Annotated in this window: 37 protein-coding genes; 35 read left to right on the top strand and 2 right to left on the bottom strand. The window is 58.8% G+C overall.

Annotated elements, in window-relative coordinates:
- Positions 1 to 40: 40 nt before the first annotated feature.
- The 30 genes from rpsG (at position 41) to rplQ (ending at position 17438) form a co-directional block, all read left to right on the top strand.
- Entirely contained in the window at positions 41 to 511 is a 471-nt protein-coding gene (gene rpsG / locus VVD49_RS00290) for a 30S ribosomal protein S7 (RefSeq protein ID WP_327597122.1), read from the top strand.
- Positions 512 to 676: 165 nt separating this feature from the next.
- Entirely contained in the window at positions 677 to 2776 is a 2100-nt protein-coding gene (gene fusA / locus VVD49_RS00285; RefSeq protein ID WP_327597121.1) for an elongation factor G, read from the top strand.
- A gap of 27 nt (positions 2777 to 2803) precedes the next feature.
- Positions 2804 to 3994, top strand: a complete 1191-nt coding sequence (gene tuf / locus VVD49_RS00280) for an elongation factor Tu (RefSeq protein ID WP_327597120.1) — start codon at positions 2804 to 2806, stop codon at positions 3992 to 3994.
- A 114-nt stretch (positions 3995 to 4108) separates the two neighbouring features.
- Positions 4109 to 4420, top strand: coding sequence for a 30S ribosomal protein S10 (gene rpsJ, locus VVD49_RS00275; protein WP_327597119.1), 312 nt, complete (start codon positions 4109 to 4111; stop codon positions 4418 to 4420).
- Between the two features lie 223 nt (positions 4421 to 4643).
- Entirely contained in the window at positions 4644 to 5282 is a 639-nt protein-coding gene (rplC, locus tag VVD49_RS00270; RefSeq protein WP_327597118.1) for a 50S ribosomal protein L3, read from the top strand.
- Positions 5283 to 5293: 11 nt separating this feature from the next.
- Entirely contained in the window at positions 5294 to 5914 is a 621-nt protein-coding gene (rplD, locus tag VVD49_RS00265) for a 50S ribosomal protein L4 (RefSeq protein ID WP_327597117.1), read from the top strand.
- Positions 5911 to 6216, top strand: a complete 306-nt coding sequence (rplW, locus tag VVD49_RS00260) for a 50S ribosomal protein L23 (protein ID WP_327597116.1) — start codon at positions 5911 to 5913, stop codon at positions 6214 to 6216. Before rplD ends, rplW begins: the two co-directional genes overlap by 4 nt.
- Complete coding sequence (gene rplB / locus VVD49_RS00255) at positions 6216 to 7040, top strand: 50S ribosomal protein L2 (RefSeq protein ID WP_327597115.1); 825 nt, start codon at positions 6216 to 6218, stop codon at positions 7038 to 7040. Before rplW ends, rplB begins: the two co-directional genes overlap by 1 nt.
- 9 nt (positions 7041 to 7049) lie before the next feature.
- On the top strand, positions 7050 to 7325 hold the full coding sequence (gene rpsS / locus VVD49_RS00250) for a 30S ribosomal protein S19 (protein ID WP_327597114.1): 276 nt from the start codon (positions 7050 to 7052) through the stop codon (positions 7323 to 7325).
- A 9-nt stretch (positions 7326 to 7334) separates the two neighbouring features.
- Positions 7335 to 7664, top strand: coding sequence for a 50S ribosomal protein L22 (gene rplV, locus VVD49_RS00245; protein ID WP_327597113.1), 330 nt, complete (start codon positions 7335 to 7337; stop codon positions 7662 to 7664).
- Positions 7665 to 7666: 2 nt separating this feature from the next.
- Positions 7667 to 8455, top strand: coding sequence for a 30S ribosomal protein S3 (gene rpsC, locus VVD49_RS00240; protein ID WP_327597112.1), 789 nt, complete (start codon positions 7667 to 7669; stop codon positions 8453 to 8455).
- Positions 8439 to 8855 (top strand): 50S ribosomal protein L16, encoded by a 417-nt coding sequence (gene rplP, locus VVD49_RS00235; protein ID WP_327597111.1) that lies wholly within the window; start codon positions 8439 to 8441, stop codon positions 8853 to 8855. The genes rpsC and rplP overlap by 17 nt, the downstream gene beginning before the upstream one ends.
- A gap of 2 nt (positions 8856 to 8857) precedes the next feature.
- Entirely contained in the window at positions 8858 to 9052 is a 195-nt protein-coding gene (gene rpmC / locus VVD49_RS00230) for a 50S ribosomal protein L29 (RefSeq protein WP_327597110.1), read from the top strand.
- The gene (gene rpsQ, locus VVD49_RS00225; protein WP_327597109.1) at positions 9049 to 9327 is read left to right on the top strand and encodes a 30S ribosomal protein S17; all 279 of its coding nucleotides are present in this window, start codon (positions 9049 to 9051) and stop codon (positions 9325 to 9327) included. Before rpmC ends, rpsQ begins: the two co-directional genes overlap by 4 nt.
- 168 nt (positions 9328 to 9495) lie before the next feature.
- Positions 9496 to 9864, top strand: a complete 369-nt coding sequence (rplN, locus tag VVD49_RS00220; RefSeq protein ID WP_327597108.1) for a 50S ribosomal protein L14 — start codon at positions 9496 to 9498, stop codon at positions 9862 to 9864.
- 10 nt (positions 9865 to 9874) lie between these two features.
- Positions 9875 to 10192: a 50S ribosomal protein L24 gene (rplX, locus tag VVD49_RS00215; RefSeq protein WP_465188589.1), complete on the top strand. Its 318-nt coding sequence runs from the start codon at positions 9875 to 9877 to the stop codon at positions 10190 to 10192.
- Between the two features lie 9 nt (positions 10193 to 10201).
- The gene (rplE, locus tag VVD49_RS00210) at positions 10202 to 10741 is read left to right on the top strand and encodes a 50S ribosomal protein L5 (RefSeq protein WP_327597106.1); all 540 of its coding nucleotides are present in this window, start codon (positions 10202 to 10204) and stop codon (positions 10739 to 10741) included.
- A gap of 7 nt (positions 10742 to 10748) precedes the next feature.
- Entirely contained in the window at positions 10749 to 11054 is a 306-nt protein-coding gene (gene rpsN / locus VVD49_RS00205) for a 30S ribosomal protein S14 (RefSeq protein WP_327597105.1), read from the top strand.
- A 12-nt stretch (positions 11055 to 11066) separates the two neighbouring features.
- Positions 11067 to 11462, top strand: a complete 396-nt coding sequence (gene rpsH, locus VVD49_RS00200; RefSeq protein ID WP_327597104.1) for a 30S ribosomal protein S8 — start codon at positions 11067 to 11069, stop codon at positions 11460 to 11462.
- Positions 11463 to 11472: 10 nt separating this feature from the next.
- A complete protein-coding gene (gene rplF / locus VVD49_RS00195; RefSeq protein ID WP_327597103.1) occupies positions 11473 to 12003 on the top strand; it encodes a 50S ribosomal protein L6 in 531 nt (176 codons plus the stop codon).
- Between the two features lie 11 nt (positions 12004 to 12014).
- Complete coding sequence (rplR, locus tag VVD49_RS00190) at positions 12015 to 12368, top strand: 50S ribosomal protein L18 (protein ID WP_327597102.1); 354 nt, start codon at positions 12015 to 12017, stop codon at positions 12366 to 12368.
- An 11-nt stretch (positions 12369 to 12379) separates the two neighbouring features.
- Entirely contained in the window at positions 12380 to 12901 is a 522-nt protein-coding gene (rpsE, locus tag VVD49_RS00185; protein ID WP_327597101.1) for a 30S ribosomal protein S5, read from the top strand.
- A 3-nt stretch (positions 12902 to 12904) separates the two neighbouring features.
- Positions 12905 to 13087 (top strand): 50S ribosomal protein L30, encoded by a 183-nt coding sequence (gene rpmD / locus VVD49_RS00180; protein WP_327597100.1) that lies wholly within the window; start codon positions 12905 to 12907, stop codon positions 13085 to 13087.
- The gene (rplO, locus tag VVD49_RS00175; RefSeq protein ID WP_327597099.1) at positions 13087 to 13533 is read left to right on the top strand and encodes a 50S ribosomal protein L15; all 447 of its coding nucleotides are present in this window, start codon (positions 13087 to 13089) and stop codon (positions 13531 to 13533) included. Before rpmD ends, rplO begins: the two co-directional genes overlap by 1 nt.
- A 47-nt stretch (positions 13534 to 13580) precedes the next feature.
- Positions 13581 to 14891: a preprotein translocase subunit SecY gene (secY, locus tag VVD49_RS00170; RefSeq protein WP_327597098.1), complete on the top strand. Its 1311-nt coding sequence runs from the start codon at positions 13581 to 13583 to the stop codon at positions 14889 to 14891.
- A 24-nt stretch (positions 14892 to 14915) separates the two neighbouring features.
- Entirely contained in the window at positions 14916 to 15029 is a 114-nt protein-coding gene (rpmJ, locus tag VVD49_RS00165; protein ID WP_327597097.1) for a 50S ribosomal protein L36, read from the top strand.
- 113 nt (positions 15030 to 15142) lie between these two features.
- Positions 15143 to 15505 (top strand): 30S ribosomal protein S13, encoded by a 363-nt coding sequence (rpsM, locus tag VVD49_RS00160; protein WP_327597096.1) that lies wholly within the window; start codon positions 15143 to 15145, stop codon positions 15503 to 15505.
- A gap of 12 nt (positions 15506 to 15517) precedes the next feature.
- Positions 15518 to 15907, top strand: coding sequence for a 30S ribosomal protein S11 (gene rpsK, locus VVD49_RS00155; RefSeq protein ID WP_327597095.1), 390 nt, complete (start codon positions 15518 to 15520; stop codon positions 15905 to 15907).
- 132 nt (positions 15908 to 16039) lie between these two features.
- On the top strand, positions 16040 to 17020 hold the full coding sequence (locus VVD49_RS00150) for a DNA-directed RNA polymerase subunit alpha (protein WP_327597094.1): 981 nt from the start codon (positions 16040 to 16042) through the stop codon (positions 17018 to 17020).
- A 25-nt stretch (positions 17021 to 17045) separates the two neighbouring features.
- On the top strand, positions 17046 to 17438 hold the full coding sequence (gene rplQ / locus VVD49_RS00145) for a 50S ribosomal protein L17 (protein ID WP_327597093.1): 393 nt from the start codon (positions 17046 to 17048) through the stop codon (positions 17436 to 17438).
- Positions 17439 to 17572: 134 nt separating this feature from the next.
- On the opposite strand, the gene uvrA is transcribed toward rplQ, so the two are convergent.
- The gene (gene uvrA / locus VVD49_RS00140) at positions 17573 to 20476 is read right to left on the bottom strand and encodes an excinuclease ABC subunit UvrA (RefSeq protein ID WP_327597092.1); all 2904 of its coding nucleotides are present in this window, start codon (positions 20474 to 20476) and stop codon (positions 17573 to 17575) included.
- A gap of 248 nt (positions 20477 to 20724) precedes the next feature.
- On the opposite strand from uvrA, the gene VVD49_RS00135 reads away from it, so the two are divergent.
- Genes VVD49_RS00135 through VVD49_RS00125 form a run of 3 tightly spaced genes read left to right on the top strand, consistent with a single transcriptional unit; the run spans position 20725 to position 23273 of the window.
- Positions 20725 to 22128 (top strand): MFS transporter, encoded by a 1404-nt coding sequence (locus VVD49_RS00135; protein ID WP_327597091.1) that lies wholly within the window; start codon positions 20725 to 20727, stop codon positions 22126 to 22128.
- Positions 22128 to 22622, top strand: a complete 495-nt coding sequence (gene ssb, locus VVD49_RS00130) for a single-stranded DNA-binding protein (RefSeq protein ID WP_327597090.1) — start codon at positions 22128 to 22130, stop codon at positions 22620 to 22622. The genes VVD49_RS00135 and ssb overlap by 1 nt, the downstream gene beginning before the upstream one ends.
- A gap of 33 nt (positions 22623 to 22655) precedes the next feature.
- A complete protein-coding gene (locus tag VVD49_RS00125) occupies positions 22656 to 23273 on the top strand; it encodes an excisionase family DNA-binding protein (RefSeq protein WP_327597089.1) in 618 nt (205 codons plus the stop codon).
- A gap of 63 nt (positions 23274 to 23336) precedes the next feature.
- Here the strand turns inward: VVD49_RS00125 and VVD49_RS00120 are convergent, their stop codons facing one another.
- Positions 23337 to 24515, bottom strand: a complete 1179-nt coding sequence (locus tag VVD49_RS00120) for a MalY/PatB family protein (RefSeq protein ID WP_327597088.1) — start codon at positions 24513 to 24515, stop codon at positions 23337 to 23339.
- Positions 24516 to 24878: 363 nt separating this feature from the next.
- Between VVD49_RS00120 and VVD49_RS00115 the strand changes: the two genes are divergently transcribed.
- Both VVD49_RS00115 and VVD49_RS00110 read left to right on the top strand, forming a co-directional pair.
- Positions 24879 to 25910 (top strand): ABC transporter substrate-binding protein, encoded by a 1032-nt coding sequence (locus VVD49_RS00115; protein WP_327597087.1) that lies wholly within the window; start codon positions 24879 to 24881, stop codon positions 25908 to 25910.
- A 6-nt stretch (positions 25911 to 25916) separates the two neighbouring features.
- Positions 25917 to 26765, top strand: a complete 849-nt coding sequence (locus VVD49_RS00110; protein WP_327597086.1) for an ABC transporter permease — start codon at positions 25917 to 25919, stop codon at positions 26763 to 26765.

The raw sequence follows: 26765 nt of genomic DNA, 5'->3' as shown, positions 1-26765 counted from the left end.
CCCGAAGAAGTCCTGATTTTGACGAAGAGAGGAGATTGATATGCCACGTCGTCGTGAAGTACCCAAACGCGAGATTCTTCCTGATCCGAAATTCGGTAGCCAGGACGTTTCGAAGTTCATCAACGTTCTCATGATCGGCGGCAAGAAGGCCGTTGCCGAGCGCATCATTTACGGTGCGCTTGAGACCATTTCGACCAAGTCCGGCAAGGACCCGATCGAAGTGTTCCAGTCCGCTATCGCGAACGTGAAGCCTGTCGTTGAAGTGAAGAGCCGCCGCGTTGGTGGTGCTAACTACCAGGTTCCTGTCGAAGTGCGTCCGAGCCGTCGTATGGCTCTGTCCATGCGCTGGATTCGTGAAGCGGCGCGCAAGCGTTCCGAAAAGTCCATGGCCCAGCGTCTGGCTGGCGAGCTGATGGAAGCGTCGGAAGGCCGTGGCTCTGCCATGAAGAAGCGCGACGAAGTGCACCGTATGGCCGACGCCAACAAGGCGTTCTCGCACTTCCGCTTCTAAGTTTTACGGTAATGGCCGGGTGCGAGCCCGGTTGATTGTCGAGACGGTATCATTCGAGCCCTGCAAAGGGCTCGAATGCTTTTTGCGGCCGCTTGGCTGCGTCCCGTAGGCAATGCGATTCAACGGCCAGGACTTTGGCCAGAAAATGGCCCGAGGCAGGCGCACGTGTCACGCAAGACCCCCATCGAGCGTTATCGGAACATCGGCATCTCGGCGCATATCGACGCCGGCAAGACGACGACGACCGAACGCATCCTGTTCTACACCGGTGTCAATCACAGGATCGGTGAAGTGCACGATGGCGCTGCCACCATGGACTGGATGGCGCAGGAGCAGGAGCGTGGCATCACGATCACCTCCGCAGCCACGACCTGCTTCTGGCGAGGCATGGGCAAGAATCTCGAAGAGCATCGCATCAACATCATCGACACGCCGGGGCATGTCGATTTCACCATTGAAGTAGAGCGTTCGATGCGTGTGCTGGATGGCGCCTGCATGCTCTATTGCGCCGTCAGTGGCGTGCAGTCGCAGTCTGAAACCGTATGGCGCCAGGCGAACAAGTATGGCGTGCCGCGTCTGGCTTTCGTGAACAAGATGGATCGACCGGGCGCCGATTTTTTCAAGGTGCATGAGCAGATGCGGGCGCGCCTTGGTGCCAATCCTGTTCCCATCCAGATTCCAGTCGGCGCAGAGGCATCCTTTGTTGGCGTAGTCGATCTGGTGAAGATGAAGGCCATCGTGTGGGAGGACGAGCAGCTCGGTACGCGCTTCAGGTATTTGCCGATTCCAACCGAGCTTGCAGAGCTGGCGAATACATGGCGCGAGAAGCTGCTCGAGGCCGTCGCCGAGGCTTCAGAAGCGTTGATGGACAGGTATCTGGGGGAGGGCGATCTGTCGGAGGTCGAGATCAAGGCTGCGCTGCGCAGTCGCACCATCAAAGGTGAAATCGTCCCGATGTTGTGCGGCTCGGCCTTCAGGAACAAGGGGGTGCAGGCCATGCTCGATGCGGTGGTGGATTACCTGCCTTCGCCGGTAGACATCCCCCCTGTCGCCGGGCTCGACGATGCGGGTGTTGAAGTGAGTCGCCGGGCGGAAGATGGCGAGCGATTCTGCGCGCTGGCTTTCAAGATGATGGCGGACGAGCAGGTCGGGCCGCTGACTTTCATCCGGGTCTACTCCGGGGTGTTGAAGTCAGGTGACATGGTCTATAACCCGGGGCGAAGTCGTCAGGATCGCATCGGTCGCCTGGTGCAGATGCATGCCAATGCCCGCGATGACATCGATGAAGTGAGGGCGGGAGACATTGCTGCCTGCATCGGGCTCACCGCTGTGTCGACGGGCGAGACGCTGTGTGACCCCGCTGCGCCCCTGACGCTGGAGCGAATGGAGTTTCCGGAGCCGGTGATTCATGTGGCCGTGGAGCCGAAAACCAGGCTGGATCAGGAGAAAATGAGTGTCGCGCTCAGTCGCCTGGCGCTGGAAGATCCGTCATTTCGTGTGCGGATGGATGACGAGTCGGGGCAGACCGTGATTTCGGGTATGGGCGAGTTGCACCTGGAGGTTCTGGTTGATCGCATGCGACGTGAATATGGCGTCGAGGCGAATGTTGGTGCGCCGCAGGTGGCTTATCGGGAAACGATTCGCAAGGCGGTCGAAGCGGTTGAAGGCAAGTTCGACAGGCAGGTGGGAGGGCGCGGGCAGTACGGTCACGTCGTGCTGAAGATAGAGCCGAACGAGCCGGGCGGGGGCTACGAGTTCGTAGACGCCGTGAAGGGCGGGGTTGTCCCGCGCGAATACATCGCGGCGATCGACAGGGGCTTGCAGGAGAGCCTGCCGAGTGGTGTTCTTGGGGGCTTTCCCGTGGTGGACATAAAATGCACATTGCATTCCGGCTCCCATCATGACGTTGACTCGAACGAGAATGCCTTCCGCATGGCGGCGGTGCTGGCTTTCAAGGAGGGCTGCCGCCAGGCGGAGCCGGTGCTGCTGGAACCGATGGTGGCGGTGGAAGTGGAGACGCCCGAGGATTTCATGGGCAACGTAATGGGCGATTTGTCGAGTCGCCGCGGCATGGTGCAGGGCATTGACGATCTGCCTGGCGGCACCAAGGTGATCAAGGCCGAAGTGCCACTTGCCGAAATGTTCGGCTACTCGACTACAATGCGTTCCCTGTCGCAAGGTCGCGCTACGTATTCAATGGAATTCAAGCATTACGCCGAAGCACCGAAGAACGTTGCGGAAGCTGTGATTAATAGCAAGAAGTAATTTTTCAATTCAAATCGAGGAAATTTCATGGCCAAGGAAAAGTTTGAGCGGACGAAACCGCACGTGAATGTGGGCACGATTGGTCACGTTGACCATGGCAAGACCACGCTGACGGCAGCGATCACCACGGTGCTCGCCTCCAAGTTCGGTGGTGCCGCCAAGGCATACGACCAGATCGACGCAGCGCCAGAAGAAAAGGCACGCGGCATCACGATCAACACCGCACACGTCGAGTACGAAACGGCAAACCGCCACTACGCACACGTTGACTGCCCCGGCCACGCCGACTACGTCAAGAACATGATTACCGGTGCCGCACAAATGGACGGCGCCATCCTCGTCTGTTCCGCTGCCGACGGCCCCATGCCACAAACCCGCGAGCACATCCTGCTGGCGCGTCAGGTCGGTGTGCCCTACATCATCGTCTTCCTGAACAAGTGCGACATGGTTGACGACGCCGAACTCCTCGAGCTCGTCGAGATGGAAGTGCGCGAACTCCTGTCCAAGTACGACTTTCCTGGCGACGACATCCCGATCGTCAAGGGCTCGGCTCTCAAGGCTCTTGAAGGCGACAAGGGTGACCTCGGCGAAGGCGCCATCATGGCCCTGGCTGAAGCCCTCGACACCTACATCCCCACGCCAGAGCGCGCTGTCGATCAGCCGTTCCTGATGCCAATCGAAGACGTCTTCTCGATCTCAGGTCGTGGCACCGTCGTGACCGGCCGTATCGAACGCGGCATCGTCAAGGTCGGCGAAGAAATTGAAATCGTCGGCATTAAGGACACCGTCAAGACCATCTGCACGGGCGTCGAAATGTTCCGCAAGCTGCTCGATCAAGGTCAGGCAGGCGACAACGTCGGTATCCTGTTGCGCGGCACCAAGCGCGAAGACATCCAGCGCGGCCAGGTTCTCTCCAAGCCGGGCTCGATCAAGCCGCACAGCCACTTCACCGGCGAAATCTACGTGTTGTCCAAGGACGAAGGTGGTCGTCACACCCCGTTCTTCAACAACTACCGCCCACAGTTCTACTTCCGTACCACGGACGTGACCGGCTCTATCGCGCTGCCAGAAGGCACCGAAATGGTCATGCCAGGCGACAACGTGTCGATCACCGTCAAGCTGATCGCCCCGATCGCCATGGAAGAAGGTCTGCGCTTCGCCATCCGTGAAGGCGGTCGTACCGTCGGTGCAGGTGTTGTTGCAAAGATTATCGAGTAATTTCAAGCTGGTGCTTGTAAAGCAGGGCGGCGGAGCGTAAGATCCGCCGTCCTGTTTTTTTACAGGCTAGTAGCTGATTCGTTTCAATCGCTCTTTCGCTCTTTAGGAAACATCATGGCAAATCAGAAGATCCGCATCCGCCTCAAGGCTTTCGACTATCGCCTCATCGATCAGTCCGCACTTGAGATCGTCGATACCGCAAAGCGCACTGGCGCTGTTGTCCGTGGCCCGGTTCCGCTGCCGACTCGTATCGAACGTTTCAACATCCTGCGTTCGCCGCACGTCAACAAGTCGTCGCGCGACCAGTTCGAAATCCGTACCCACCAGCGCCTGATGGACATCATCGATCCGACCGACAAGACGGTTGATGCATTGATGAAGCTCGATCTGCCGGCTGGCGTCGACGTCGAAATCAAGCTGCAGTAAGGCGTTTCAAGCGCCCAGGCAAAAAGACGGATTGAAATAATCCGTCTTTTTTCATTGGGTGCTTGTCGAATGTGATTGCATTTGGTATGTCGATCAGGCTACAATCGCCGGCTTCGTGCATCCGGGGGCTTTTTTGGCCTCTTCAGGTTGTGCGGTTTTAGTAGCAAGTTTTTGCAAGTCAATGGCGGCTGGGTCAATCGAAACCCGGCCATAGGAGAAAAAAATGAGCTTAGGCCTTGTCGGTCGCAAGGTCGGCATGACTCGCGTCTTCGCTGAGGATGGTGCATCCATCCCGGTGACGGTGCTAGACGTGTCGAACAACCGCGTGACCCAGATCAAGACGCCTGATGTGGACGGTTATTCCGCCATTCAGGTTGCATACGGCACGCGTCGCGCTTCCCGCGTGAACAAGTCGCTGGCAGGACACCTCGCCAAGGCGGGTGTGGAAGCTGGCAGCATCTTGCGTGAATTCCCCCTTACGGCTGAACAAGTCAGCTCGTACAAGGCGGGTGACGTCATCAGCGTTGAAATCTTCGCTGCCGGCCAGAAGGTGGATGTGACGGGTACGACCCTCGGTAAGGGTTATGCCGGCGTTATCAAGCGTCACCACTTCTCGTCGAACCGTGCATCGCACGGTAACTCGCGTAGCCACAACGTTCCAGGTTCGATCGGTATGGCGCAGGATCCGGGTCGTGTTTTCCCCGGCAAGCGCATGACGGGTCACCTCGGTGATGTGAAGCGCACGGTGCAGAATCTGGAAGTTGTTCGCGTTGATGTCGAACGCGGCCTGCTTCTCGTCAAGGGCGCTGTGCCCGGTCATGATGGCGGCGACGTGGTTGTTCGCCCGGCCGTTAAGAGCTGATCGGAGACGCCATGGAACTCAAGCTAATCAATGACCAAGGTCAGGCTGCATCGACGCTGCAAGCGTCGGACACCCTGTTCGGTCGCGAATACAACGAAGCGCTGATTCACCAGCTCGTCGTGGCTTATCAAGCCAACGCACGTTCCGGTAATCGCGCCCAGAAGGATCGCGGTGAAGTGCATCACTCCACCAAGAAGCCTTTCAAGCAAAAGGGTACGGGTCGCGCACGTGCCGGTATGACTTCCTCGCCTCTGTGGCGTGGTGGTGGCCGCATTTTCCCGAACCGCCCGGACGAAAACTTCACGCAGAAGGTTAACCGCAAGATGTTCCGCGCAGGTATCGCTTCGATCCTGTCGCAACTCGTGCGCGAAGACCGTCTCGCTGTTGTCGAAAACGTTGCTCTCGATTCTCCCAAGACCCGCGGTCTGGCTGCCAAGCTCAAGGGCTATGGCGTCGAGTCGGTTCTGGTGATTACCGATGAGCTCGACGAGAATCTGTATCTCTCGTCGCGCAATCTGCCCAATGTGCTGGTGCTCGAAGCGCACGAAGCCGACCCGGTCTCCCTGGTCCGCTATCCACGCGTTCTCATCACTCGCGCTGCGGTCGCAAAGATGGAAGAGGTGTGGCAATGAGCTTCAGCCAAGAGCGACTGCTGCAGGTGCTGCTCGCACCGCAAGTCTCGGAAAAGGCTACCTACGTAGCCGACAAGCATGAGCAAGTGATCTTCCGTGTGTCGACGGATGCGACCAAGCCGGAAATCAAGGCTGCCGTTGAACTGCTGTTCAAGGTGGAAGTTGAGTCCGTGCAAACGTTGAACGTCAAAGGCAAGGTCAAGCGCTTCGGCAAGACGACGGGCCAACGCAAGGGCTGGAAGAAAGCCTTCGTGTCCCTCAAGCCGGGCCAGGAAATTCAATTTGATGGGGGGGCCGCGTAATGCTGGTCAAAGTCAAACCAACGTCCCCGGGCCGTCGTGGTCTCGTCAAGGTCGTCAGCCCGAATCTGTACAAGGGCCGTCCTGAAGCGTCGCTGGTCGAAAGCCAGTCGAAGACCGCCGGTCGCAACAACAATGGCCGTATCACGACCCGTCACATGGGTGGTGGTCACAAGCAGCACTATCGTCTTGTGGATTTCAAGCGCAACAAGGATGGCATTCCGGCAAAGGTCGAGCGTATCGAGTACGACCCTAACCGTACCGCCCACATTGCGCTGGTCTGCTACCGCGATGGCGAGCGCCGTTACATCATCGCCCCGAAGGGCCTCGTGGTCGGTCAGGAAATCCTTAGCGGTTCCGAAGCGCCGATCAAGTCGGGCAACACGCTGCCGATCCGCAATATCCCGGTCGGTACGACGCTGCACTGCGTCGAGATCCTGGCAGGCAAGGGCGCGCAGATCGCACGTTCGGCCGGCACTTCGGTCCAGCTGTTGGCGCGTGATGGTTCGTATGCTCAGCTGCGTCTGCGTTCCGGTGAAATCCGCCGTGTGCACGTCGAATGCCGTGCAACCGTCGGTGAAGTCGGTAACGAAGAAAACAATCTGCGCAAGATCGGCAAGGCCGGTGCACAACGTTGGCGCGGTATCCGCCCGACGGTGCGCGGTGTTGCGATGAATCCGGTCGATCACCCGCATGGTGGCGGTGAAGGTCGTACGGGTGAAGGTCGCGTGTCTGTCAGCCCATGGGGTACGCCGGCGAAGGGTTACCGTACGCGCAACAACAAGCGCACGGACACCATGATCGTTCAGCGTCGTCACAAGCGTTAAGGGGAAGTCATGTCTCGTTCTATCAAAAAAGGACCGTTTGTAGACGCCCACTTGACCAAGAAAGTGGACGCTGCAGTGAGTGCCAACGACAAGCGCCCGATCAAGACATGGTCGCGTCGTTCGACCATTCTTCCGGAATTTGTGGGTCTGACGATTGCCGTGCATAACGGTCGTCAACATATCCCAGTGTATGTGTCCGAAAATATGGTCGGTCACAAGCTCGGCGAATTCGCGCTGACACGGACCTTCAAGGGTCACGCTGCCAGCAAGAAGGCCAAGAAGTAAAGGGTGATCATGGAAACTAATGCCATTCTGCGCGGCGTGCGTCTGTCGGCCCAAAAGGGTCGCCTGGTAGCCGATCTCGTGCGCGGCAAGCCTGTTGATCAGGCCCTGAATATTCTTGCGTTCAGCCCCAAGAAGGGTGCTGTCATCATCAAGAAGGTTCTGGAGTCCGCGATTGCCAATGCCGAGCACAACGACGGCGCCGATATCGATGCTCTGAAGATCAAGACCATCTATGTCGAGAAAGCTACTTCTCTGAAGCGTTTCACTGCCCGTGCTAAGGGTCGTGGTAACAAGATCGAGAAGCAGACCTGCCACATTTTCGTGACTGTCGGGGAATAAACATGGGACAGAAGATTCATCCAACCGGGTTCCGCCTCGCGATCACGCGTGACTGGGGTTCGCGTTGGTATGCGAATAGCCAGAACTTCTCGACGATGCTGCAGCAGGACATCAAGGTCCGCGAGCATCTGAAGAAGAAGCTGTCGCACGCCTCCGTCGGCCGTGTGCTGATCGAGCGTCCTGCCAAGAACGCCCGCATTACCGTGTTCAGCGCCCGTCCGGGTGTTGTGATCGGTAAAAAAGGCGAGGATATCGAGCAGCTCAAGAGCGACCTGCAAAAGATCATGGGCGTGCCGGTTCACGTCAATATCGAAGAAATCCGCAAGCCGGAAATCGATGCACAGCTGATCTCCGATTCGATCGCCCAGCAACTGGAAAAGCGGATCATGTTCCGCCGTGCCATGAAGCGCGCGATGCAGAACGCCATGCGCCTGGGTGCGCTCGGCATCAAGATCATGAGCTCGGGCCGTCTGAACGGTATCGAAATCGCACGTTGCGAGTGGTATCGCGAAGGTCGCGTGCCACTCCATACCCTGCGTGCCGATATCAGCTATGGCACCTCGGAAGCTCGCACCACGTACGGCATCATCGGTATCAAGGTGTGGGTCTACAAGGGCGAGTACGTCGGTCGTGGCGAAGCTGCTGTCGTGCCGGAAACCAATGACAACGAGGCCCGCCGCGGTCGTCGTCCCGCTCGTAACGAGGGTGACGGCAAGCCAGCAGCGCGCCGCACCGTGCGCAAGGCGCCAGGTGTGAAGCCAGCAGGAGCTAGCGATGCTGCAGCCGAATAGAAGAAAGTATCGTAAGGAACAGAAGGGCCGCAACAAGGGTGTCGCAACCCGTGGTGCAGCTGTCAGTTTCGGTGAATATGGCCTCAAGGCTATCGGTCGCGGTCGTCTGACGGCACGTCAGATCGAAGCTGCACGTCGTGCCATGACCCGTCACATCAAGCGCGGTGGTCGTATCTGGATCCGTATTTTTCCGGACAAACCGATCTCCAAGAAGCCTGCTGAAGTGCGTATGGGTAACGGTAAGGGCAGTCCTGAATACTGGGTTGCCGAAATTCAGCCGGGCAAGGTTCTCTACGAGATGGATGGCGTAGATGAAGTCCTGGCACGTGAAGCGTTCCGTCTGGCCGCTGCCAAGCTGCCACTCGAGACCGCCTTCGTGTCGCGGCATGTGGGGAATTGATCATGAAAGCTAGTGAAATTCGTTCGAAGAAGGCTGAAGAGCTGCAAGCCGAATTGCTCGGTCTGTTGAAGGAGCAGTTCTCGCTGCGCATGCAACACGCCACGCAACAACTGGCGAGCAGCGCACAGCTGAGCCGTGTGCGTCGCGACATTGCTCGCGTGCGTACCATCATGCGCGAGAAGGCGGTGACGCAATGAGTGAACAAGCACAAGTCCAGACCTCGGTGCGTCGCACCCTGGTAGGTCGTGTTGTCAGCGACAAGATGAACAAGACCGTTACGGTGCTCATCGAGCGCCGTGTAAAGCACCCGCTTTACGGCAAGGTCATCATGCGCTCCAACAAGTACCACGCTCACGTCGAAGGCGGCATTGCTGCTGAAGGCGATCTGGTGGAAATCGAGGAATGCCGTCCGATTTCGAAGACCAAGAGCTGGCGCGTGACCAAGGTTGTCGAGAAGGCTCAAGCAGCCTGATCAAAAAGGGGCAGCAATAATCATTGTTGCCCCTTGCAATTGTCGTAAAACCGACCTACACTAGTCGGCTCAATTCCTCGCGGTGTTCGCGGGGGCGGTTTCCCGAACGGGATCCAAGACTGGGTGAGTTGCGAAAGCAGCGCGCGCCAAGTTGGATGGAGTGAATAAATGATCCAAATGCAGTCGGTACTCGACGTCGCCGATAACACCGGTGCGCGTTCGGTGATGTGCATCAAGGTGCTGGGCGGTTCCAAGCGGCGTTACGCCGGTGTGGGCGACATCATCAAGGTGAGCATCAAGGATGCAGCCCCACGTGGGCGCGTCAAGAAGGGTGATGTTTATAGCGCAGTGGTTGTGCGTACTGCGAAGGGCGTGCGTCGTCCTGATGGTTCGCTGATCAAGTTCGACAAGAACGCTGCGGTGTTGCTCAACGCCAAGCTGGAGCCAATTGGCACTCGTATCTTCGGGCCGGTTACGCGCGAATTGCGTACCGAGCGTTTCATGAAGATCGTGTCGCTGGCGCCTGAAGTTCTCTAAGGAGCTTGTGATGGACAAAATCCGCAAAGGTGATGAAGTCATCATCCTGGCAGGTAAAGACAAGGGTAAGCGCGGCACGATCGTTCGCCGCGTTTCCGCCGAGTTCGTGGTGGTTGATGGCGTGAATCGCGTCAAGAAGCACACCAAGCCGAATCCGGTCAAGGGGCAGGTGGGTGGCATTGTTGAAAAAGAAATGCCTATCCATGTGTCGAATGTTTCGCTGTTCAATGCAGCCACGCAAAAAGCAGATCGCGTCGGCTTCAAAGTGCTTGAAGATGGCCGCAAGGTTCGTTTCTTCAAGTCGAACGGCGAATTGGTGAGCGCATAAGGAATCGTCATGGCTCGTCTTCAGGAATTCTACAAGTCGACAGTTGTGCCTGAGCTGCAAAAGCAGTTCAGTTACAAGTCTGTCATGGAAGTGCCGCGCATCACCAAGGTCACCTTGAACATGGGTGTGGGTGAAGCGGTTGGCGACAAGAAGGTGCTGGAACATGCTCTGGGCGATCTGACGAAGATCGCAGGCCAGAAGCCTGTGACCACTGTGGCGCGCAAGTCGATCGCGGGTTTCAAGATCCGTGAAGGCTATCCGATCGGCTGCATGGTGACGCTGCGTGGCCCGCGCATGTTCGAGTTTCTTGATCGTCTGATCACGATCGCCATGCCACGTATCCGCGACTTCCGCGGTATCCAGGGCAAGGGTTTCGATGGTCGTGGCAACTACAACCTCGGTGTGAAAGAGCAGATCATTTTCCCCGAGATCGAGTACGACAAGATTGATGCGCTGCGTGGTCTGAATATCAGCATCACGACAACCGCGAAGAACGACGATGAGGCGCGTGCGCTTCTGACCTTGTTCAAGTTCCCGTTCAAGAACTGAGGCTCACATGGCAAAACTGTCTCTGATCAATCGTGAAGAGAAGCGTCGCAAGCTGGCTGAAAAGTATGCGCCGAAGCGCAAGCAGCTGACCGACGTGATGAACGATGCCTCGCGTTCTGACGAGGAGCGTATGGAAGCTCGCCTGAAGCTGCAGGCGCTGCCACGTAATGCGAATCCGTCGCGCCAGCGTAACCGCTGCGCCATCACGGGTCGTCCGCGTGGTGTGTTCCGCAAGTTCGGCCTGTGCCGCCTGAAGATTCGTGAAGCCGCATTCCGGGGTGAAATCCCTGGCATGACCAAGGCTAGCTGGTAAGGAGATCGAGATATGAGTATGTCTGATCCGATCGCCGATATGCTGACGCGCATTCGTAACGCCCAGATGGCTGAGAAGAACACGGTTGCAATGCCGTCTTCGAAGCTCAAGGTTGCAATCGCCAAGGTGTTGAAGGACGAAGGTTATATTGATGACTTCGTGGTGCGTGGCGAAGCTGCTTCGTGCGAACTGAAAATCGCATTGAAGTACTACGCAGGCCGCCCGGTTATCGAGCGTATCGAACGTGTCAGCCGTCCAGGCCTGCGCGTTTACAAGGGTAGCGATGAGCTGCCACGTGTCATGAACGGTCTGGGTGTGGCAATTGTGTCCACTCCGTCCGGCGTGATGACCGATCGTCGTGCCCGCGCCAGCAATGTTGGCGGCGAGGTTCTTTGCATCGTGGCGTAAGGAGAAAACTATGTCACGTGTTGCAAAAAATCCCGTAGCACTGCCGAGCGGCGTGGAAGTTTCGATTGCTGGTGGTGAGGTTACTGTTAAAGGTGCGTTGGGTACGCTCAAGCATCGTCTGCACGCCACTGTCGCCGTTGAGCGCGAGGGTGCGAATGTTGTGGTCAAGGCGCTTGAGGGTGAGGGTGCCAATGCGCAATCCGGTACCGCACGCGCAGTGATCAACAATATGGTGATCGGTGTGAGCAAGGGTTTCGAGCGCAAGCTCAACCTGGTGGGCGTGGGTTACCGTGCTCAGGCTCAGGGCGACAAGCTGAATCTGTCGCTGGGTTTCTCGCATCCGGTGGTTCACCAGATGCCAGCTGGCATCAAGGTCGAGACGCCGACGCAGACCGAAATCATCATCAAGGGCGTTGACAAGCAGCAGGTTGGCCAAGTGGCCGCCGAAGTTCGCGCCTATCGTGCTCCTGAGCCATATAAGGGCAAGGGCGTGCGTTATTCCGACGAAGTCGTGGTCATCAAAGAGACCAAGAAGAAGTAAGGGCGAATGTCATGAACAAAAAAGAAGCACGTTTGCGCAGGGCCCGCAAAACTCGCGCCCGTATCGCCGAGCTGAAAGTTGCGCGTCTGACGGTTTTCCGTTCGAACACGCACATTTACGCGCAGGTTATTTCCGATTGTGGTTCGAAGGTTCTGGCTTCGGCTTCGACCGTCGAGCCAACCGTGCGCGGTCAGGTCGCCAACGGCGGCAATGTGGCTGCGGCAACGGCCGTCGGCAAGCTGATCGGCGAACGTGCCGTCGCAGCAGGCGTTCAGTCAGTGGCGTTCGACCGCGCTGGTTTCCAGTATCACGGACGCATCAAGGCTCTGGCCGAAGCGGCACGTGAAAGCGGCCTCAAGTTCTAAGCGAGACTCTCATGGCTAAGCAATCAACAAAGAAGGTTCAGGCTGAAGAACGTGACGACGGCCTGCGGGAGAAAATGATCTCCATCAATCGCGTCACCAAGGTGGTGAAGGGCGGCCGTATTCTCGGTTTCGCCGCACTGACCGTAGTGGGTGACGGCGATGGCGCAGTCGGCATGGGCAAGGGCAAGTCGCGTGAAGTGCCGGTTGCGGTGCAGAAGGCAATGGATGAAGCCCGTCGCAAGCTGAACAAGGTTTCGCTGAAGAACGGTACTTTGCATCACACCGTTGTTGGCCGTCACGGCGCTTCGGTTGTGCTGATGCAACCGGCTCCAAGCGGTAGCGGCATCATCGCCGGCGGCGCAATGCGCGCTGTCTTCGAAGTGATGGGCGTGACCGACGTGAGCGCCAAGTGCCTCGGTTCGACCAATCCGTACAACGTGGTTCGCGCCACGCTGGACGGCCTGTCCAAGATCAACACACCTTCCGTCATTGCTGCCAAGCGCGGCAAGTCGGTTGAAGAGATCCAGGGTTAAGCCATGTCGGACAAGAAAATCAATGTGACGCTCGTCAAGAGCCTCATCGGTACCAAAGAATCGCATCGTGCAACGGTGCGTGGTTTGGGCCTGCGTCGTCTGAACCATACGGTAGTCCTTGAAGACACGCCCGCAGTGCGCGGCATGATCACCAAGGTCAACTACCTCGTGAAGTGGAGCGTGTGATGGAACTCAACAAGATCAAGCCCGCCGAAGGCTCGACCCACGCGAAGAAGCGTGTTGGCCGTGGCATCGGCAGCGGTCTGGGCAAGACCTGTGGCCGCGGCCACAAGGGTCAGAAGTCGCGCGCTGGCGGTTTCCACAAGGTCGGCTTTGAAGGCGGTCAAATGCCTATGCAACGTCGTCTGCCAAAGCGTGGCTTCGTGTCGCTGACGGCTGCACGTAACGTTGAAGTGCGTTTGTCGGAAATTCAAGATCTGCCGATCGATGCGATTGATCTGCTGTCGCTGAAGCAAGCTGGCCTGGTGCCAGGTGATGCACTGTCGGCGAAGGTCATCCTGTCGGGCGCAATCAGCCGCAAAGTTACCCTGAGTGGCGTTGGCGCTACAAAGGGCGCCAAGGCTGCGATTGAAGCTGCAGGTGGTTCAGTGGCCGAAGTGGCTGCTGCGTAATTACAACCGGGATCGGGGCAGGGTACGTGGCTACTAACCAGACAGCAATGCTGGGCAAGAGTGACAAGTTTGCCGATCTGAAGAAGCGCTTGCTGTTTTTGCTAGGGGCTTTGTGTGTGTACCGTATCGGTGCACACATCCCTGTTCCTGGCATCGACGCGGGCGAACTTGCCAAGCTGTTCGAGTCGCAAAAAGGCGGCATCCTCGGCGTGTTCAACCTGTTCTCGGGCGGAGCACTGTCGCGGTTTACGATTTTTGCGCTCGGGATCATGCCGTACATCTCGGCGTCGATCATCATGCAGTTGCTGACGATTGCCTCGCCAGCACTGGAGTCGTTGAAGAAAGAGGGTGAGGCGGGTCGTCGCAAGATGACGCAATACACCCGTTACGGGACCGTGGCACTCGCGCTGTTCCAGGCGTTCGGCATCTCGGTCATGCTGCAACAGCAGCCTGGTTTGGTGATGACGCCGGGTATCGTGTTTGAAATCACGACCGTGACGACACTGGTGACGGGCACGCTGTTTCTGATGTGGCTTGGTGAGCAGATTACTGAACGCGGTATCGGCAACGGTATTTCGATCATTATTTTCAGTGGTATTGCAGCGAATCTGCCGCATTCCATTGGAAGTCTGTTTGACTTGGTGCGCGTGGGTTCCATGAACCCGATTGTTGCCTTGATCGTTTGCTTGCTGGTTGCTGGTGTGACGGCGGGCGTGGTGTTTGTTGAGCGTGGTCAGCGCAAGATTCTGGTGAATTACGCCAAACGTCAGGTCGGTAACAAGGTTTATGGCGGCCAGAGTTCGCACTTGCCGCTGAAGTTGAATATGTCGGGGGTGATCCCGCCGATCTTCGCATCGTCGATCATCCTGTTTCCGGCCACTGCTGCGCAGTGGTTCGGTAGCTCGGACAGCATGCGTTGGTTGAAGGATATTGCTGCCGGCCTGTCGCCAGGTCAGCCGGTTTATATCCTGCTGTATTCAGCGGCAATCGTGTTCTTCTGTTTCTTCTACACCGCGTTGGTGTTCAACTCGAAGGAAACAGCGGACAACCTGAAGAAGTCCGGTGCCTTTGTGCCTGGTATTCGTCCGGGTGATCAGACGGCGCGTTATATCGACAAGATCCTGATGCGTCTGACGCTGATCGGTGCGGTATATGTGACCTTGGTGTGCTTGCTGCCTGAGTTGTTGATTTTGAAGTGGCAGGTACCGTTTTATTTTGGTGGAACTTCGTTGCTGATCATCGTTGTTGTGACGATGGACTTCATGGCGCAGGTTCAAGCCTATGTGATGTCGCACCAGTATGAGAGTTTGCTGAAGAAGGCAAACTTCAAGGGCGGCGCAGCGTTGCAGAACAAATAAGTAGATTGTTTAGGAGTAAATAAAATGCGAGTACAAGCCTCGGTCAAGCCGATCTGCCGCAAGTGCAAGGTAATTCGCCGTAAAGGCGTGGTGCGTGTGATCTGCGAAGAGCCACGTCACAAGCAGCGCCAGGGTTGATTGAGACCCTGTAGTTTGATAAACTTTCGTGTTCTGCTTCTCGCGCGCATTTGATAAGCGTGATTTCGAAGCGGTTACGTTGACTTGTAGTTAAGTTCAAAGGTTAAAAGTTCATGGCCCGGATTGCTGGTGTAAACATTCCGAATCACAAGCACGCAGAGATTGCGCTGACCGCCATTTTTGGCGTCGGTCGCACGCGTGCTCAGAAGGTCTGCGATGCGGCTGGTGTCGCTCGTAGTGCCAAAGTAAAGGATCTCACTGAAGAGCAGATGGAACGTCTGCGCGATGAAGTGGGCAAGTTTACGGTTGAGGGTGACCTGCGCCGTGAAGTAACCATGAACATCAAGCGTTTGATGGACTTGGGCTGCTACCGTGGCGTGCGTCATCGCCGCGGCCTCCCGTTGCGCGGTCAGCGCACCCGCACGAATGCACGTACCCGCAAGGGCCCGCGCAAGACGATCGCCGGCAAGAAGTAATCAGGAAAAGACATGGCAAAGACTGCTGCGAAGGTACGCAAGAAAGTCAAGAAGAACGTCGCTGAAGGTATCGCGCACGTTCACGCTTCTTTCAATAACACGATCATCACCATCACCGACCGTCAGGGTAACGCTCTGTCGTGGGCAACATCGGGTGGTGCTGGTTTCAAGGGCTCACGCAAGAGCACGCCGTTTGCAGCGCAAGTTGCTGCCGAGGCTGCCGGCAAGGCTGCGCTGGAATGTGGCGTGAAGAATCTGGAAGTGCGGATCAAGGGCCCAGGCCCTGGCCGTGAATCTGCTGTTCGCGCCCTGAACGCGCTGGGCATGAAGATTACGTCAATCACTGACATCACGCCTATCCCGCACAACGGTTGCCGTCCGCCGAAGCGTCGTCGCATCTAAGGTATGTCCATGGTCTGCCCGCTTAGCCGGGCAGCCAGCTGCGATTAACGAAAGTTTTCGTGGTGGAACTCTCTCGCGCCAATCTGGCGTTCGAGTTTGTCCTGACAAGATTCACTGCAAGAAGGATAAGCAATGCAGAGTAACAGCCTCCTGAAGCCGCGCATTATCGACGTTCAAAACGTTTCCCCGGTTCACGCCCAAGTGGTTATGGAGCCGTTTGAGCGTGGCTATGGCCACACTCTGGGTAATGCGCTGCGCCGCATTCTGCTGTCATCGCTCCCAGGCCACGCGGCTACGGAAGTGTCGATTGATGGCGTGTTGCACGAGTACTCGACCATTGATGGCGTTCGCGAAGATGTCGTCGACATCCTGTTGAACCTCAAGGGTGTGGTTTTCAAGTTGCATAGCCGTAACGATACGGTTCTGCGTCTGTCGAAGTCGGGTGAAGGTGTCGTCAAGGCATCGGACATCGAGACGACGCACGACGTGGAAATCGTCAATCCGGACCACGTGATCGCTCACTTGGCGCCAGGTGGCAAACTGGACATGCAGATTCGCGTTGAGCAAGGCCGTGGTTACGTGCCTGGCAATACCCGTCCCGTGTCGGCTGAGAGCAAGACAATTGGTCGTGTGATGCTGGATGCATCGTTCAGCCCGGTGCGTCGCGTCAGCTATCAGGTCGAGAGCGCTCGCGTTGAGCAGCGTACTGATCTGGATCGTCTGGTGATCGATATCGAGACCAACGGTGCTGTCGAGCCAGAGGAAGCGATTCGCTTTGCTGCCCGAGTGCTGATGGATCAACTGTCGGTGTTTGCAGACCTCGAAGGCACGCCAGTCGCTGCCGAGGCACCACGCGCACCGAGCATCGATCCTATCCTGCTGCGTCCAGTCGATGATCTGGAACTGACGGTGCGTTCGGCGAATTGCTTGAAGGCTGAAAACATTTACTACATCGGTGATCTGATTCAGCGCACCGAGACCGAGCTGCTGAAGACCCCGAATCTGGGCCGCAAGTCGCTCAACGAGATCAAGGATGTTCTTGCATCGCGTGGCCTCACGCTCGGCATGAAACTGGAAAACTGGCCACCAGCTGGCCTGGAAAAACTCAGCTAAGCTGGGTTAAAAGAGGAAGAAGAAAATGCGTCACGGAAACGGCCTGCGTAAGCTCAACCGTACCAGCAGCCATCGCTTGGCGATGCTGCGCAACATGACCAACTCGCTGCTGCGCCACGAGGTCATCAAGACCACGTTGCCAAAGGCAAAAGAGCTGCGTCGCGTTGTCGAGCCGATCATCACGCTGGGCAAGAAGCCTAGCCTCGCGAATCGTCGTCTGGCGTTCGACCGCCTGCGTGATCGCGACATCGTCGTCAAGGTTTTCAACGAACTCGGCCCGCGCTTTGCAAGCCGTAACGGTGGTTACCTGCGTATCCTGAAGTGCGGCTTCCGCGTCGGCGACAATGCGCCGATGGCGTATGTCGAACTGCTGGATCGCCCGGATGGTGAGGCTGTTGAAGGCGAAGTCGTAGCCTAAGCTGCCGTAGTCCGCACGTATTCAAAAAGCCTGCATTTGTGCAGGCTTTTTGTTTTTCTTGAGCCGCTTTATTTGCTCTTAACGCCCCAAACTATTTTGCTGCCCGGGAGTTGGCGGCGTTTGCGCGAATGGGCTCAGGCGTCTTTCCTGGCGGGTTTTCGTGGTGCTCTGGCTTTGGGTTTTGTCGCGGAGGCCTCTTCGCCGCCATTCGTTGCGTTCTGTCGTGCCAGCACGCGTTGCAGATACTTGCCGGTGTAGCTGTCTGGTGCTGCAGCAATCTCTGCTGGCGTGCCGGCAGCAAGGATTTGTCCGCCACGGCCGCCCCCTTCTGGCCCGAGGTCGACGATCCAGTCGGCTGTTTTGATGACGTCGAGGTTGTGCTCGATGACGACAATCGTATTGCCGTGTTCACGCAGACGATGCAGGACCTTGAGTAGCATCTCGATGTCCTGGAAATGCAGGCCTGTCGTCGGTTCATCGAGAATGAACAGCGTCTTGCCCGTATCCCGCTTGGAGAGTTCCAGCGCCAGCTTGACGCGTTGGGCTTCACCGCCCGAGAGCGTTGTTGCACTCTGGCCCAGGCGGATGTAGCCGAGGCCGACTTCCATCAGCGTATCGAGTTTGCGCGCGACCGTTGGCACAGCATCAAAGAAGCGCTGTGCTTCCTCGACGCGCATGTCGAGAATCTCGGCGATGTTTTTGCCCTTGTAGCGCACTTCCAGCGTCTCGCGGTTGTAGCGCTTGCCGTGGCAGACATCGCACGGCACGAAGACGTCGGCGAGAAAATGCATCTCGACGCGAATCATGCCATCGCCCTGGCAGGCTTCGCAGCGGCCGCCTTTGACGTTGAAGGAAAAACGCCCGGGTTCGTAACCGCGTGCCCGTGACTCTGGCACACCAGCAAAGAGCTCGCGTATCGGCGTGAGCATGCCGGTGTAAGTGGCGGGGTTCGAGCGCGGTGTGCGGCCGATGGGCGATTGATCGACGCTGATGATCTTGTCGAAGAATTCCAGACCTTCAATCTTCTCGTAGGCTGCGGGTTCGGTCGTCGCGCTGTTTATCTCACGTGCGGCGATGGCGTACAGCGTATCGTTGATCAGCGTGGATTTGCCCGAACCGGATACGCCTGTCACACAGGTCAGCAGGCCGACTGGCAATTCCAGCGTGACGTTCTTGAGGTTATTGCCGCGGGCTCCTATGAGCCGCACGATGCGCTCCGGGTTGATGCGCACCGGTTTGCCCGGCATCGCCAGACTGCGACGGCCGGACAGGTAATCGCCCGTCACCGAAGTCTCCGCGGCAATCACGTCGTCAGGCTTGCCCGCGACAATGATCTCCCCTCCGTGCTCTCCCGCTCCCGGCCCCATGTCGATGACGAAATCGGCCGCCCGAATGGCGTCTTCGTCATGCTCTACCACGATCACCGTATTGCCGATGTCACGCAGGCGCTGCAAGGTGCCTAGCAGCCGGTCGTTGTCCCTCTGGTGCAGACCGATCGAGGGTTCATCAAGCACATACATGACGCCGGTGAGGCCGGAGCCGATCTGGGATGCCAGGCGGATACGCTGGGCTTCGCCGCCGGATAAGGTATCGGCGCTGCGGTTGAGACTCAGGTAGTCGAGCCCGACGTCCATGAGGAACTGCAGGCGTGCGACGATTTCCTTGATGACCTTGTCGGCAATCTGCGCCTTGTGGCCCTCCAGCCTCGTGTGCTGGAAATAATCGCGGCAGTCGCCGATCGGGATGGCGCTGAGCTCGGGCAAGGTGCGGTCGCCGATGCGCACGTAGCGGGCTTCGGCACGCAGGCGGCTGCCGCTGCAGGTCGGGCAGGTCTGTACGCTGCGGAACTTCGAGAGCTCCTCACGTACGGTGACTGAATCCGTTTCTTTGTAACGTCGTTCGAGATTAGGCACGACGCCTTCGAAGCTGTGCTCTTTGACGACCATGCGGCCGGATTCGGACAGGTATTTGAACGGCAGCGCGCGCGTACCTGAGCCGAACAGGATGACTTCACGGACGGCAGGCTTGAGAGAGTTGAAGCTGTCATCCACGTCAAAGCCGTAAGCGTCGGCGAGCCCCTGCAGCATCTGGAAGTAGAACTGGTTGCGCTTGTCCCAGCCGCGAATCGCGCCGGCTGCGAGCGAGAGTTCCGGATGGGCGACGACGCGTTGCGGGTCGAAGAAATCCAGCGTGCCGAGGCCGTCGCATTTCTGGCAGGCGCCGACCGGGTTATTGAAAGAAAACAGGCGGGGCTCCAGCTCCTGAACGGCGAAGCCACAGATGGGGCAAGCGTAGCGCGCTGAAAACGCGTGCTCCTTGCCACTGTCCATTTCGAGTGCGATAGCGCGACCTTCGGCGTGGGCAAGCGCTGTCTCGAAACTTTCGGCTAGACGCTGCCGCGAGTCGGGACGCACACGCAGACGATCCACCACCACGTCGATGCTGTGCTTGCTGGTCTTGGCGAGTGCTGGCACAGCGTCGATGTCGTGGATCTCTCCATTCACTCGCAGGCGCACGAAGCCTTGTGCGCGGAGCTCGACAATGAGCTCCTCATGCTGGCCCTTGCGTTCGCTGACGACGGGCGCGAGGATCATCACGCCGGTGCCATCGGGTAGCGCGAGCACGTGGTCGACCATCTGTGAGACCGTCTGCGCAGTGAGCGGTAACTGATGCTCAGGGCAGTGCGGCGTGCCCGCGCGCGCGAACAACAGGCGCAGGTAGTCGTGGATCTCGGTGACGGTGCCGACGGTCGAGCGCGGATTGTGGCTGGTGGCTTTCTGTTCGATGGAGATGGCTGGCGACAGGCCTTCGATGAGATCGACGTCAGGCTTTTCCATCAGCTGCAGGAACTGGCGTGCGTAGGCCGAGAGTGATTCGACGTAGCGGCGCTGCCCCTCTGCGTAGAGTGTGTCGAAGGCGAGCGAACTCTTGCCTGAACCCGACAGACCGGTGATGACGGTCAGTCGGTTGCGTGGAATGTCCACGCTGATGTTCTTCAGGTTGTGGGTACGCGCGCCGCGAATTTTGATCTGGTCCATGCCGATCCAGTCGATGTGAGCGGCCGTCGGGCCTTGGGTAGCCCGCAACTATAGCTTCGCAAACAGGGCCGACCAAGTCCCGTGTTGCGAGGCAGCATGGGACGGTGCGTGTGTAGTGGAATCACGCAAAGGCATGTGGTATGGCTGGGGCAGACGGAGCGCCTCTGCTAAAATCGCCGGCTGACCCCGACGGGCGCTGCCGGTCCTTTGTTTGTCGCAGCCCGTCGTTACGGAATTCCATTGCACCCATGAGCCGCACTTCGCCGATGTCCGCCACGCCCGCTGCTGACACACCAGAATCTGACCGGATGTCTGCGCTCGAGTGGCGCGTGGGCGGTTCGCTGGCAGCGATTTTCGGCCTGCGCATGCTCGGCTTGTTCCTTGTGTTGCCGGTGTTCTCGGTGTTTGCCAGCGGCCTGCCTGGCGGGGACAACTTCCAGCTCGTCTCGCTGGCCTTCGGCGCTTTCATGCTGGTGCAGGCCTTCCTGTACCTGCCCTTTGGTCTTGCGTCGGATCGCTTCGGCCGCAAGCCCGTCATCGTTTTCGGCCTGCTGCTTTTTGCAGCGGGTTCGGTCATGGCTGCCTGGGCGCCGACCATCTACTGGATGATTGCCGCGCGCGCCGTGCAAGGCATGGGAGCCGTGTCGGCCGCTGTGACGGCACTGGCCTCCGATCTGACACGCGAACAGCATCGCACCAAGATCATGGCCATGATCGGCTCGACCATCGGCCTGGCATTTTCACTTTCGCTGGTCGTGTCACCGCTCTTGTACGCATGGATCGGCATGCGCGGCATGTTCCTTGCGATCGCGCTGCTGGCCTTGCTGGCCATCCCGCTGCTGCTGCGCGTCGTGCCGGATCCGGCGCATGCGCCAGTGCAGCGCGAACGCGTGCCCCTGCTGGGGGTACTCAAGGATACGCAGCTGTTGCGCTTGAATTTTGGCATCTTCGCTTTGCATGTATTGCAAACGGCGATGTTCCTCGTGGTGCCGCATCAGCTCATCGAGCGGCACGGTCTGGCACTTGGCCAGCACTGGCATGTTTATCTGCCAGTGGTGCTGGGAAGCTTTGTCGTGGCGATTCCGGCCATCATGCAGTCGGAGCGGAAAGGGCGCACCAAGCAGATGTTCATCGCGAGTATAGGAATGTTACTGGTCTCGCAAGCAGGGCTCTGGCTAGGCATGGAAAGTCTGCTGAATGTGGTGGTAATGCTGCTGTTATTCTTTGCCGCCTTCAATATTCTGGAAGCATCCTTGCCTGCCCTGGTGTCGCGCATTGCGCCCACAAGGGCAAAAGGCACGGCGCTGGGGATTTTCAATACCACCCAGGCCCTGGGGGTGGCGGCGGGGAGTGCCTTTGGCGGCTGGATTGCGGTACATTTGGGGCCTGATTGGATAAATGTCATGACAGTGACACTTGTCTTTGCTTGGGGCCTGATTGCCCTGAGCATGAAAGTGCCCGCCCGATTGACGGTGAAGACTGTCGCGCTGGGCCCGGATGCAAACATCGAATTGATGCGCGAGCGCATTGCAAGCCTGCCCGGCGTGCGGGAAGTGGCGATGGAGCGTGAGCGCGGCATAGCAACACTCAAGATAAACCCTGAGCGCTGGGACGAAAGCCGTCTACAGCGCCTGATTGGAGGAGAAGCCTGATGGCCTCTGTAAACAAAGTGATTCTTGTCGGCAACCTGGGCAAGGATCCGGAAACGCGTTACGCCCCGAGTGGCGACGCGTTCTGCACGATTACCGTTGCAACCACCGACTCATGGAAAGACAAGTCGACCGGTGAGAAGAAGGAAGCCACCGAGTGGCATCGCGTCGTCTTCAACGGCCGTCTGGCAGAGATTGCAGGCCAGTATCTGAAGAAGGGCCGTCCGGTCTATATCGAAGGTAGCCTGCGTACCCGCAAGTGGACCAACAAGGAAGGTGTGGATCAATACACCACCGAGATCCGTGCCGACCAGATGCAGATGCTCGGTTCGCGTGACGAGGCTGGTGGCGGTGGTGGCCGCGGCGGCGACGACTACAATCAGTCGCGCAACGAAGCGCCGCAACAGCGCAGCGCTCCGCCTGCACGCCGCGAGCAGGCGCCGGCACCATCGTCGAACGCCTTCGGTGGCGATTTTGACGATGACATTCCATTCTAAGAAATCCAAGAACCTTGTATTGGGGCACTGAGCATGAGTGAAGTATCGCAGGGCAGCAAAGCAGCAGATCGCGAGTATTGCAGCACCAGCGAGGCAGCGCAGATGCTGGGTGTTTCTCTCGGGACGGTCCAGCAGATGGTCGAGAACGGCTTGCTGGATGCCTGGAAGACCGCTGGCGGCCATCGGCGCATCCGCATCACTTCGGTGGAAGCCTTCCTGCGCAAGCGTCATAACGGGCCAGCGCCGAGTTCTGGCGTCCTGCGCATTCTGGTCGCCGAGGATGATCTCGTCATGCAGACCCTGTACCAGCGTACGCTGGCAACCTGGGACATGCCGATCGAGGTCAAGATCGTCGGCAGCGGTTTCGATGGCCTGCTGGAAATCGGCCGCGAGATTCCTGACCTGCTGGTGTCTGACCTGATCATGCCCGGCCTCGATGGTTTCGCCATGATCCGCAAGCTGCGCAGCGAGCCGCAACTGGCACACATGGACATCATCGCGGTGACGGGGCTGTCGGCCGAGGATATCGAGAAGGAAGGCGGTTTGCCGAATGATGTCATCATCTACAACAAGCCGATCCCGTTCCGCGAACTGAAGGGTTATATCCAGGCCAAGCTGGTGCAGACGCAGAAGCGCAGCGCTCGCTCCTGAGATTTTTCTGGATAGTTGAAAAGGGCGTCCTGCGCGAGCAGGGCGCCCTTTTTCATTGCGCCCTCAGATATGCGCGATTGCGTGCTGCATGCGCGTCAGTGCTTCGTTCAGCAGCGTCCGGCTGCAACCGAAGTTGAGGCGCAGGAAGCCTGGCGCGCCGAAGTCGCGGCCATCGGACATCAGCACCCCGTTTGCTTCAAAAAAAGCCATGGGGTTTTGTGTTTTCTCTTTTGGCAGCTCGCGGCAATCCAGCCAGGCCAGATAGGTGGCGTCGACTGGCGTGGTGCGAATGCCCGGCATGCTGGCGATGCTGCGTTGTACGAGTTCGGCATTGCCGCGCAGGTAGTCGAGCAAGGCCAGGCGCCAGTCGTGCGCGTCGCGGTAGGCCGCTTCCGTTGCGATGAGCCCCATGACATTGGTGTGCGGCATGAGTCCTTCGGCGGCACGCTGGAAGCGACGGCGTAGCGCAGCGTCGGGGATGACGGCGAAGGCGCAGGAGAGACCGGGAATGTTCCAGGTCTTGCTGGGTGCCATCAAGGTGATGGTGCGACGTGCGATGTCTTCGCTCAGCGTTGCCAGCGGAATATGCGGGGTGTTTGGGTTGAGCACGAGACCGCAATGGATTTCGTCCGAGCAGATCAGCATGTCGCGCGCGACAGCGAACTCGCCAAGTTGCGACAACTCTGCGCGGCTGAAGCTGCGGCCCACCGGGTTATGTGGGTTGCATAGCATCAGAAGCCGTGTGCGGGACGTGCAGCGCGCGGCCAGATCGTCGAAATCGCAGACCCAGCGTCCGCCTTGCGCCCCGTCCTGCACCATGTCGCTGCGAACCAGTTTTCGCCCGGCGTTGTGGGGGGCGCTGAGAAACGGCGGGTAGACGGGCGTCAGGGTGGCAACCGTGTCGCCCGGTTCGCCGGCCAGCAGGCAGGCGAGGTTGAAGCCGCTGACGACACCCGGCAGGAGCACGATCCAGTCGGGATCGATATTCCAGTCGTGATCGCGGGCGATGCCGTCGACGATGGCGGACATCAGCGAGGGCCAGGGCGCGGCATAGCCCATGTCGCCCATGGCGATCTGCGTCTGCAGTGCCTGCAGCACGGGTGGCGGGGCGGCGAAATCCATGTCGGCGACCCACATCGGGATCACGTCGCGGCCGGCCACCCGTGACCACTTGATGCTGTGCGAGCGGCGGCGATCGGGCGGGGTGTCGAAGTCGTACTGCACGGCGTCGTGGTGGGGCATGTGAGATTGAGCTGAGCGCGGATCCCGCATTGTAGAGAAGGGGCCGGCCGCGCTCTGCGGCTTTCGCTTCACAGGACTCTCCTGCGGCAAGAAACTGGCACGCACTCTGCTTGTATCCTCTCATGTATACATGATGGATCGGGCTCTTGCCATGCTTCAAACCCCTGTCATTGCTGATCTTCATGCGTGCCACCGGCTTGCCGCAAATGGCTTGAACCGTATTCCAGCGCCTGCCGTGGTGCGATTTCCGCTCGACGCTGGTGCAGTCCGCATGCCGGACACGCCCGTGTGCCCCTCGTTGTTGTTTTTGCTTGCCCCCTGACGCCAGCCCTAGTCCTGCCATCCCTTCTGATCGGAGCCTCCATGAAACCCGCAGCCCCTGACATGCCCGAAGTTCACACCGTTGAAGCGTCGCCTACGCGCCGAAAACTGCTGGGGGGCGCCGTCGCCGGCGCCGCCTTGGCCGCGATTGGCGCGCCGGCCATCGTCAATGCGCAAGGTTCGCCAAAGATTCGCATCGGCTTCTGGCCGGTCGCTTCTGCGCTGCCGTTCTTTGTCGCGGTGGAGAAGGGCTACTTCAAGGAAGCCGGCCTCGATGTCGAGCCACTGAAGTTCGCCAGCGCCCAGCAGGTGATGGAGGCGATGCTCGCGGGGCGCGCCGAAGGCAGTTCCAATGGCACGGCTTCGGCGGTGCTCGCGATCGGTGAGATTGCGCAGCCGGGTCTCTTCAAGATCTTCTGCACCAACCCGACCAATGCGAAGTTCATTCTCGACGAGTTCATCGTCGCCAAGGACAGCCCGATCAAGACGCTGGCCGACCTGAAGGGCAAGAAAGTGGCTTCCGGCCCGGGGATCCAGAACGTGACGCTCGCCAAGGTGATGCTGGAGAAAGCCGGGGCAGGCGCCGTCGCGGTGACCGAGTTGCCGATCGGCCAGCACGTTGCGGCCCTGGCTGCGGGGCAGATCGATGCGGTCTATACGCTGGAGCCGACGGGCACTACCGGGCGCCTCAATGGCCTCACGCGCACACTGGAGGTAGGTGTCGTCGCCAAGTACATCCTCGGCGATCCGATGGCTCCCTGGCATGGTGGCGCAGCGAGCCTGACGACGGAGTTCATCAAGAAGTATCCCGATGTCACCAAGAAGTACATCGCGGCTTACAAGCGTGGTGTCGATCTGGTGAAGACCAAGCCCGACGAAGCGCGCCCGCACCTCAAGGGCAATACCGCCATCGAAGGTGCGCTGACCGCCGAGGTGCCGATGTCGGACTACCTCTTCTCTACCGACTTCAAGCCCAGCGACGTGGCCTACTTCCAGAAGTTCTATGACCTGTTCTCGGACAAGGGCATCTTCGAGAAGCGCGTGCTCGTCGATTCGCTGCTCTACAAGGGGTGATCGATCATGGGGGACTCCACTATCCAATCGGCCGCCGCCAGTGCGCCGGCCAAGCCCTGGGCCGTGCCCACGGCAACGCCTGCCGTGGCACTGCCGAAGAAATTTTCATGGCATACGCTGCAGCCCGTCATCGGGCCCCTGATCCTGTTCGTGATCTGGGATCTCGTCGTGCGTTTCGGTCTGATCAAGCCCATCCTGCTGCCAACGCCTTGGGCCACCCTGGGCACGCTGGTGACGGGCCTGGCAGGCGGGCCCTTGTTGATGGACTTTCTCGTCACGGTGAAGCGCACGCTCGAGGCATTCGCCATTGCCGGCATTCTCGGCGTGCCGCTGGGCGTGCTGCTCGGCAGTAACGAGCGCGCGTACAGAAGCGTCGAGTTTCTCATCGACTTCTTCCGCTCCACGCCATCATCCGCGCTGATCCCGTTGTTCCTGCTGATCTTCGGTGTGTCGGATGTGAACAAGGTTGCCATTGCGGCATTCGGTGCCTTGCTCATCGTGCTGTTCAACAGCGCCTATGGCGTGATGAATGCACGCAAGCAGCGTGTGATGGCGGCAAAAGTGATGGGCGCGACGCGTTGGCAGATCTTCAAGGACGTGCTGATCTGGGAGAGCCTGCAACCGACCTTCGTCGGCCTGCGTTCAGCCGTGTCGATGGCGCTGGTCATCGTTATCGTCGCCGAGATGTTCATCGGTTCCGATACAGGGCTCGGCCACCGCATCATCGACGCGCAGCAGGTTCTCAATGTCAAGAGCATGTATGCGGCGATTCTTGCGGCGGGCGCGCTCGGTTACGTACTCAATATCCTCGCGCTGGTCATCGAGCGGCGCATCGTTCACTGGAGCGGGAGATAA

The sequence above is a fragment of the Uliginosibacterium silvisoli genome (assembly GCF_036017035.1).
Classification (GTDB): domain Bacteria; phylum Pseudomonadota; class Gammaproteobacteria; order Burkholderiales; family Rhodocyclaceae; genus Viridibacterium; species Viridibacterium silvisoli.
The sequence above is the reverse complement of the archived record's forward strand: the minus strand, read 5'-3'. Positions and strand labels throughout refer to the sequence as shown.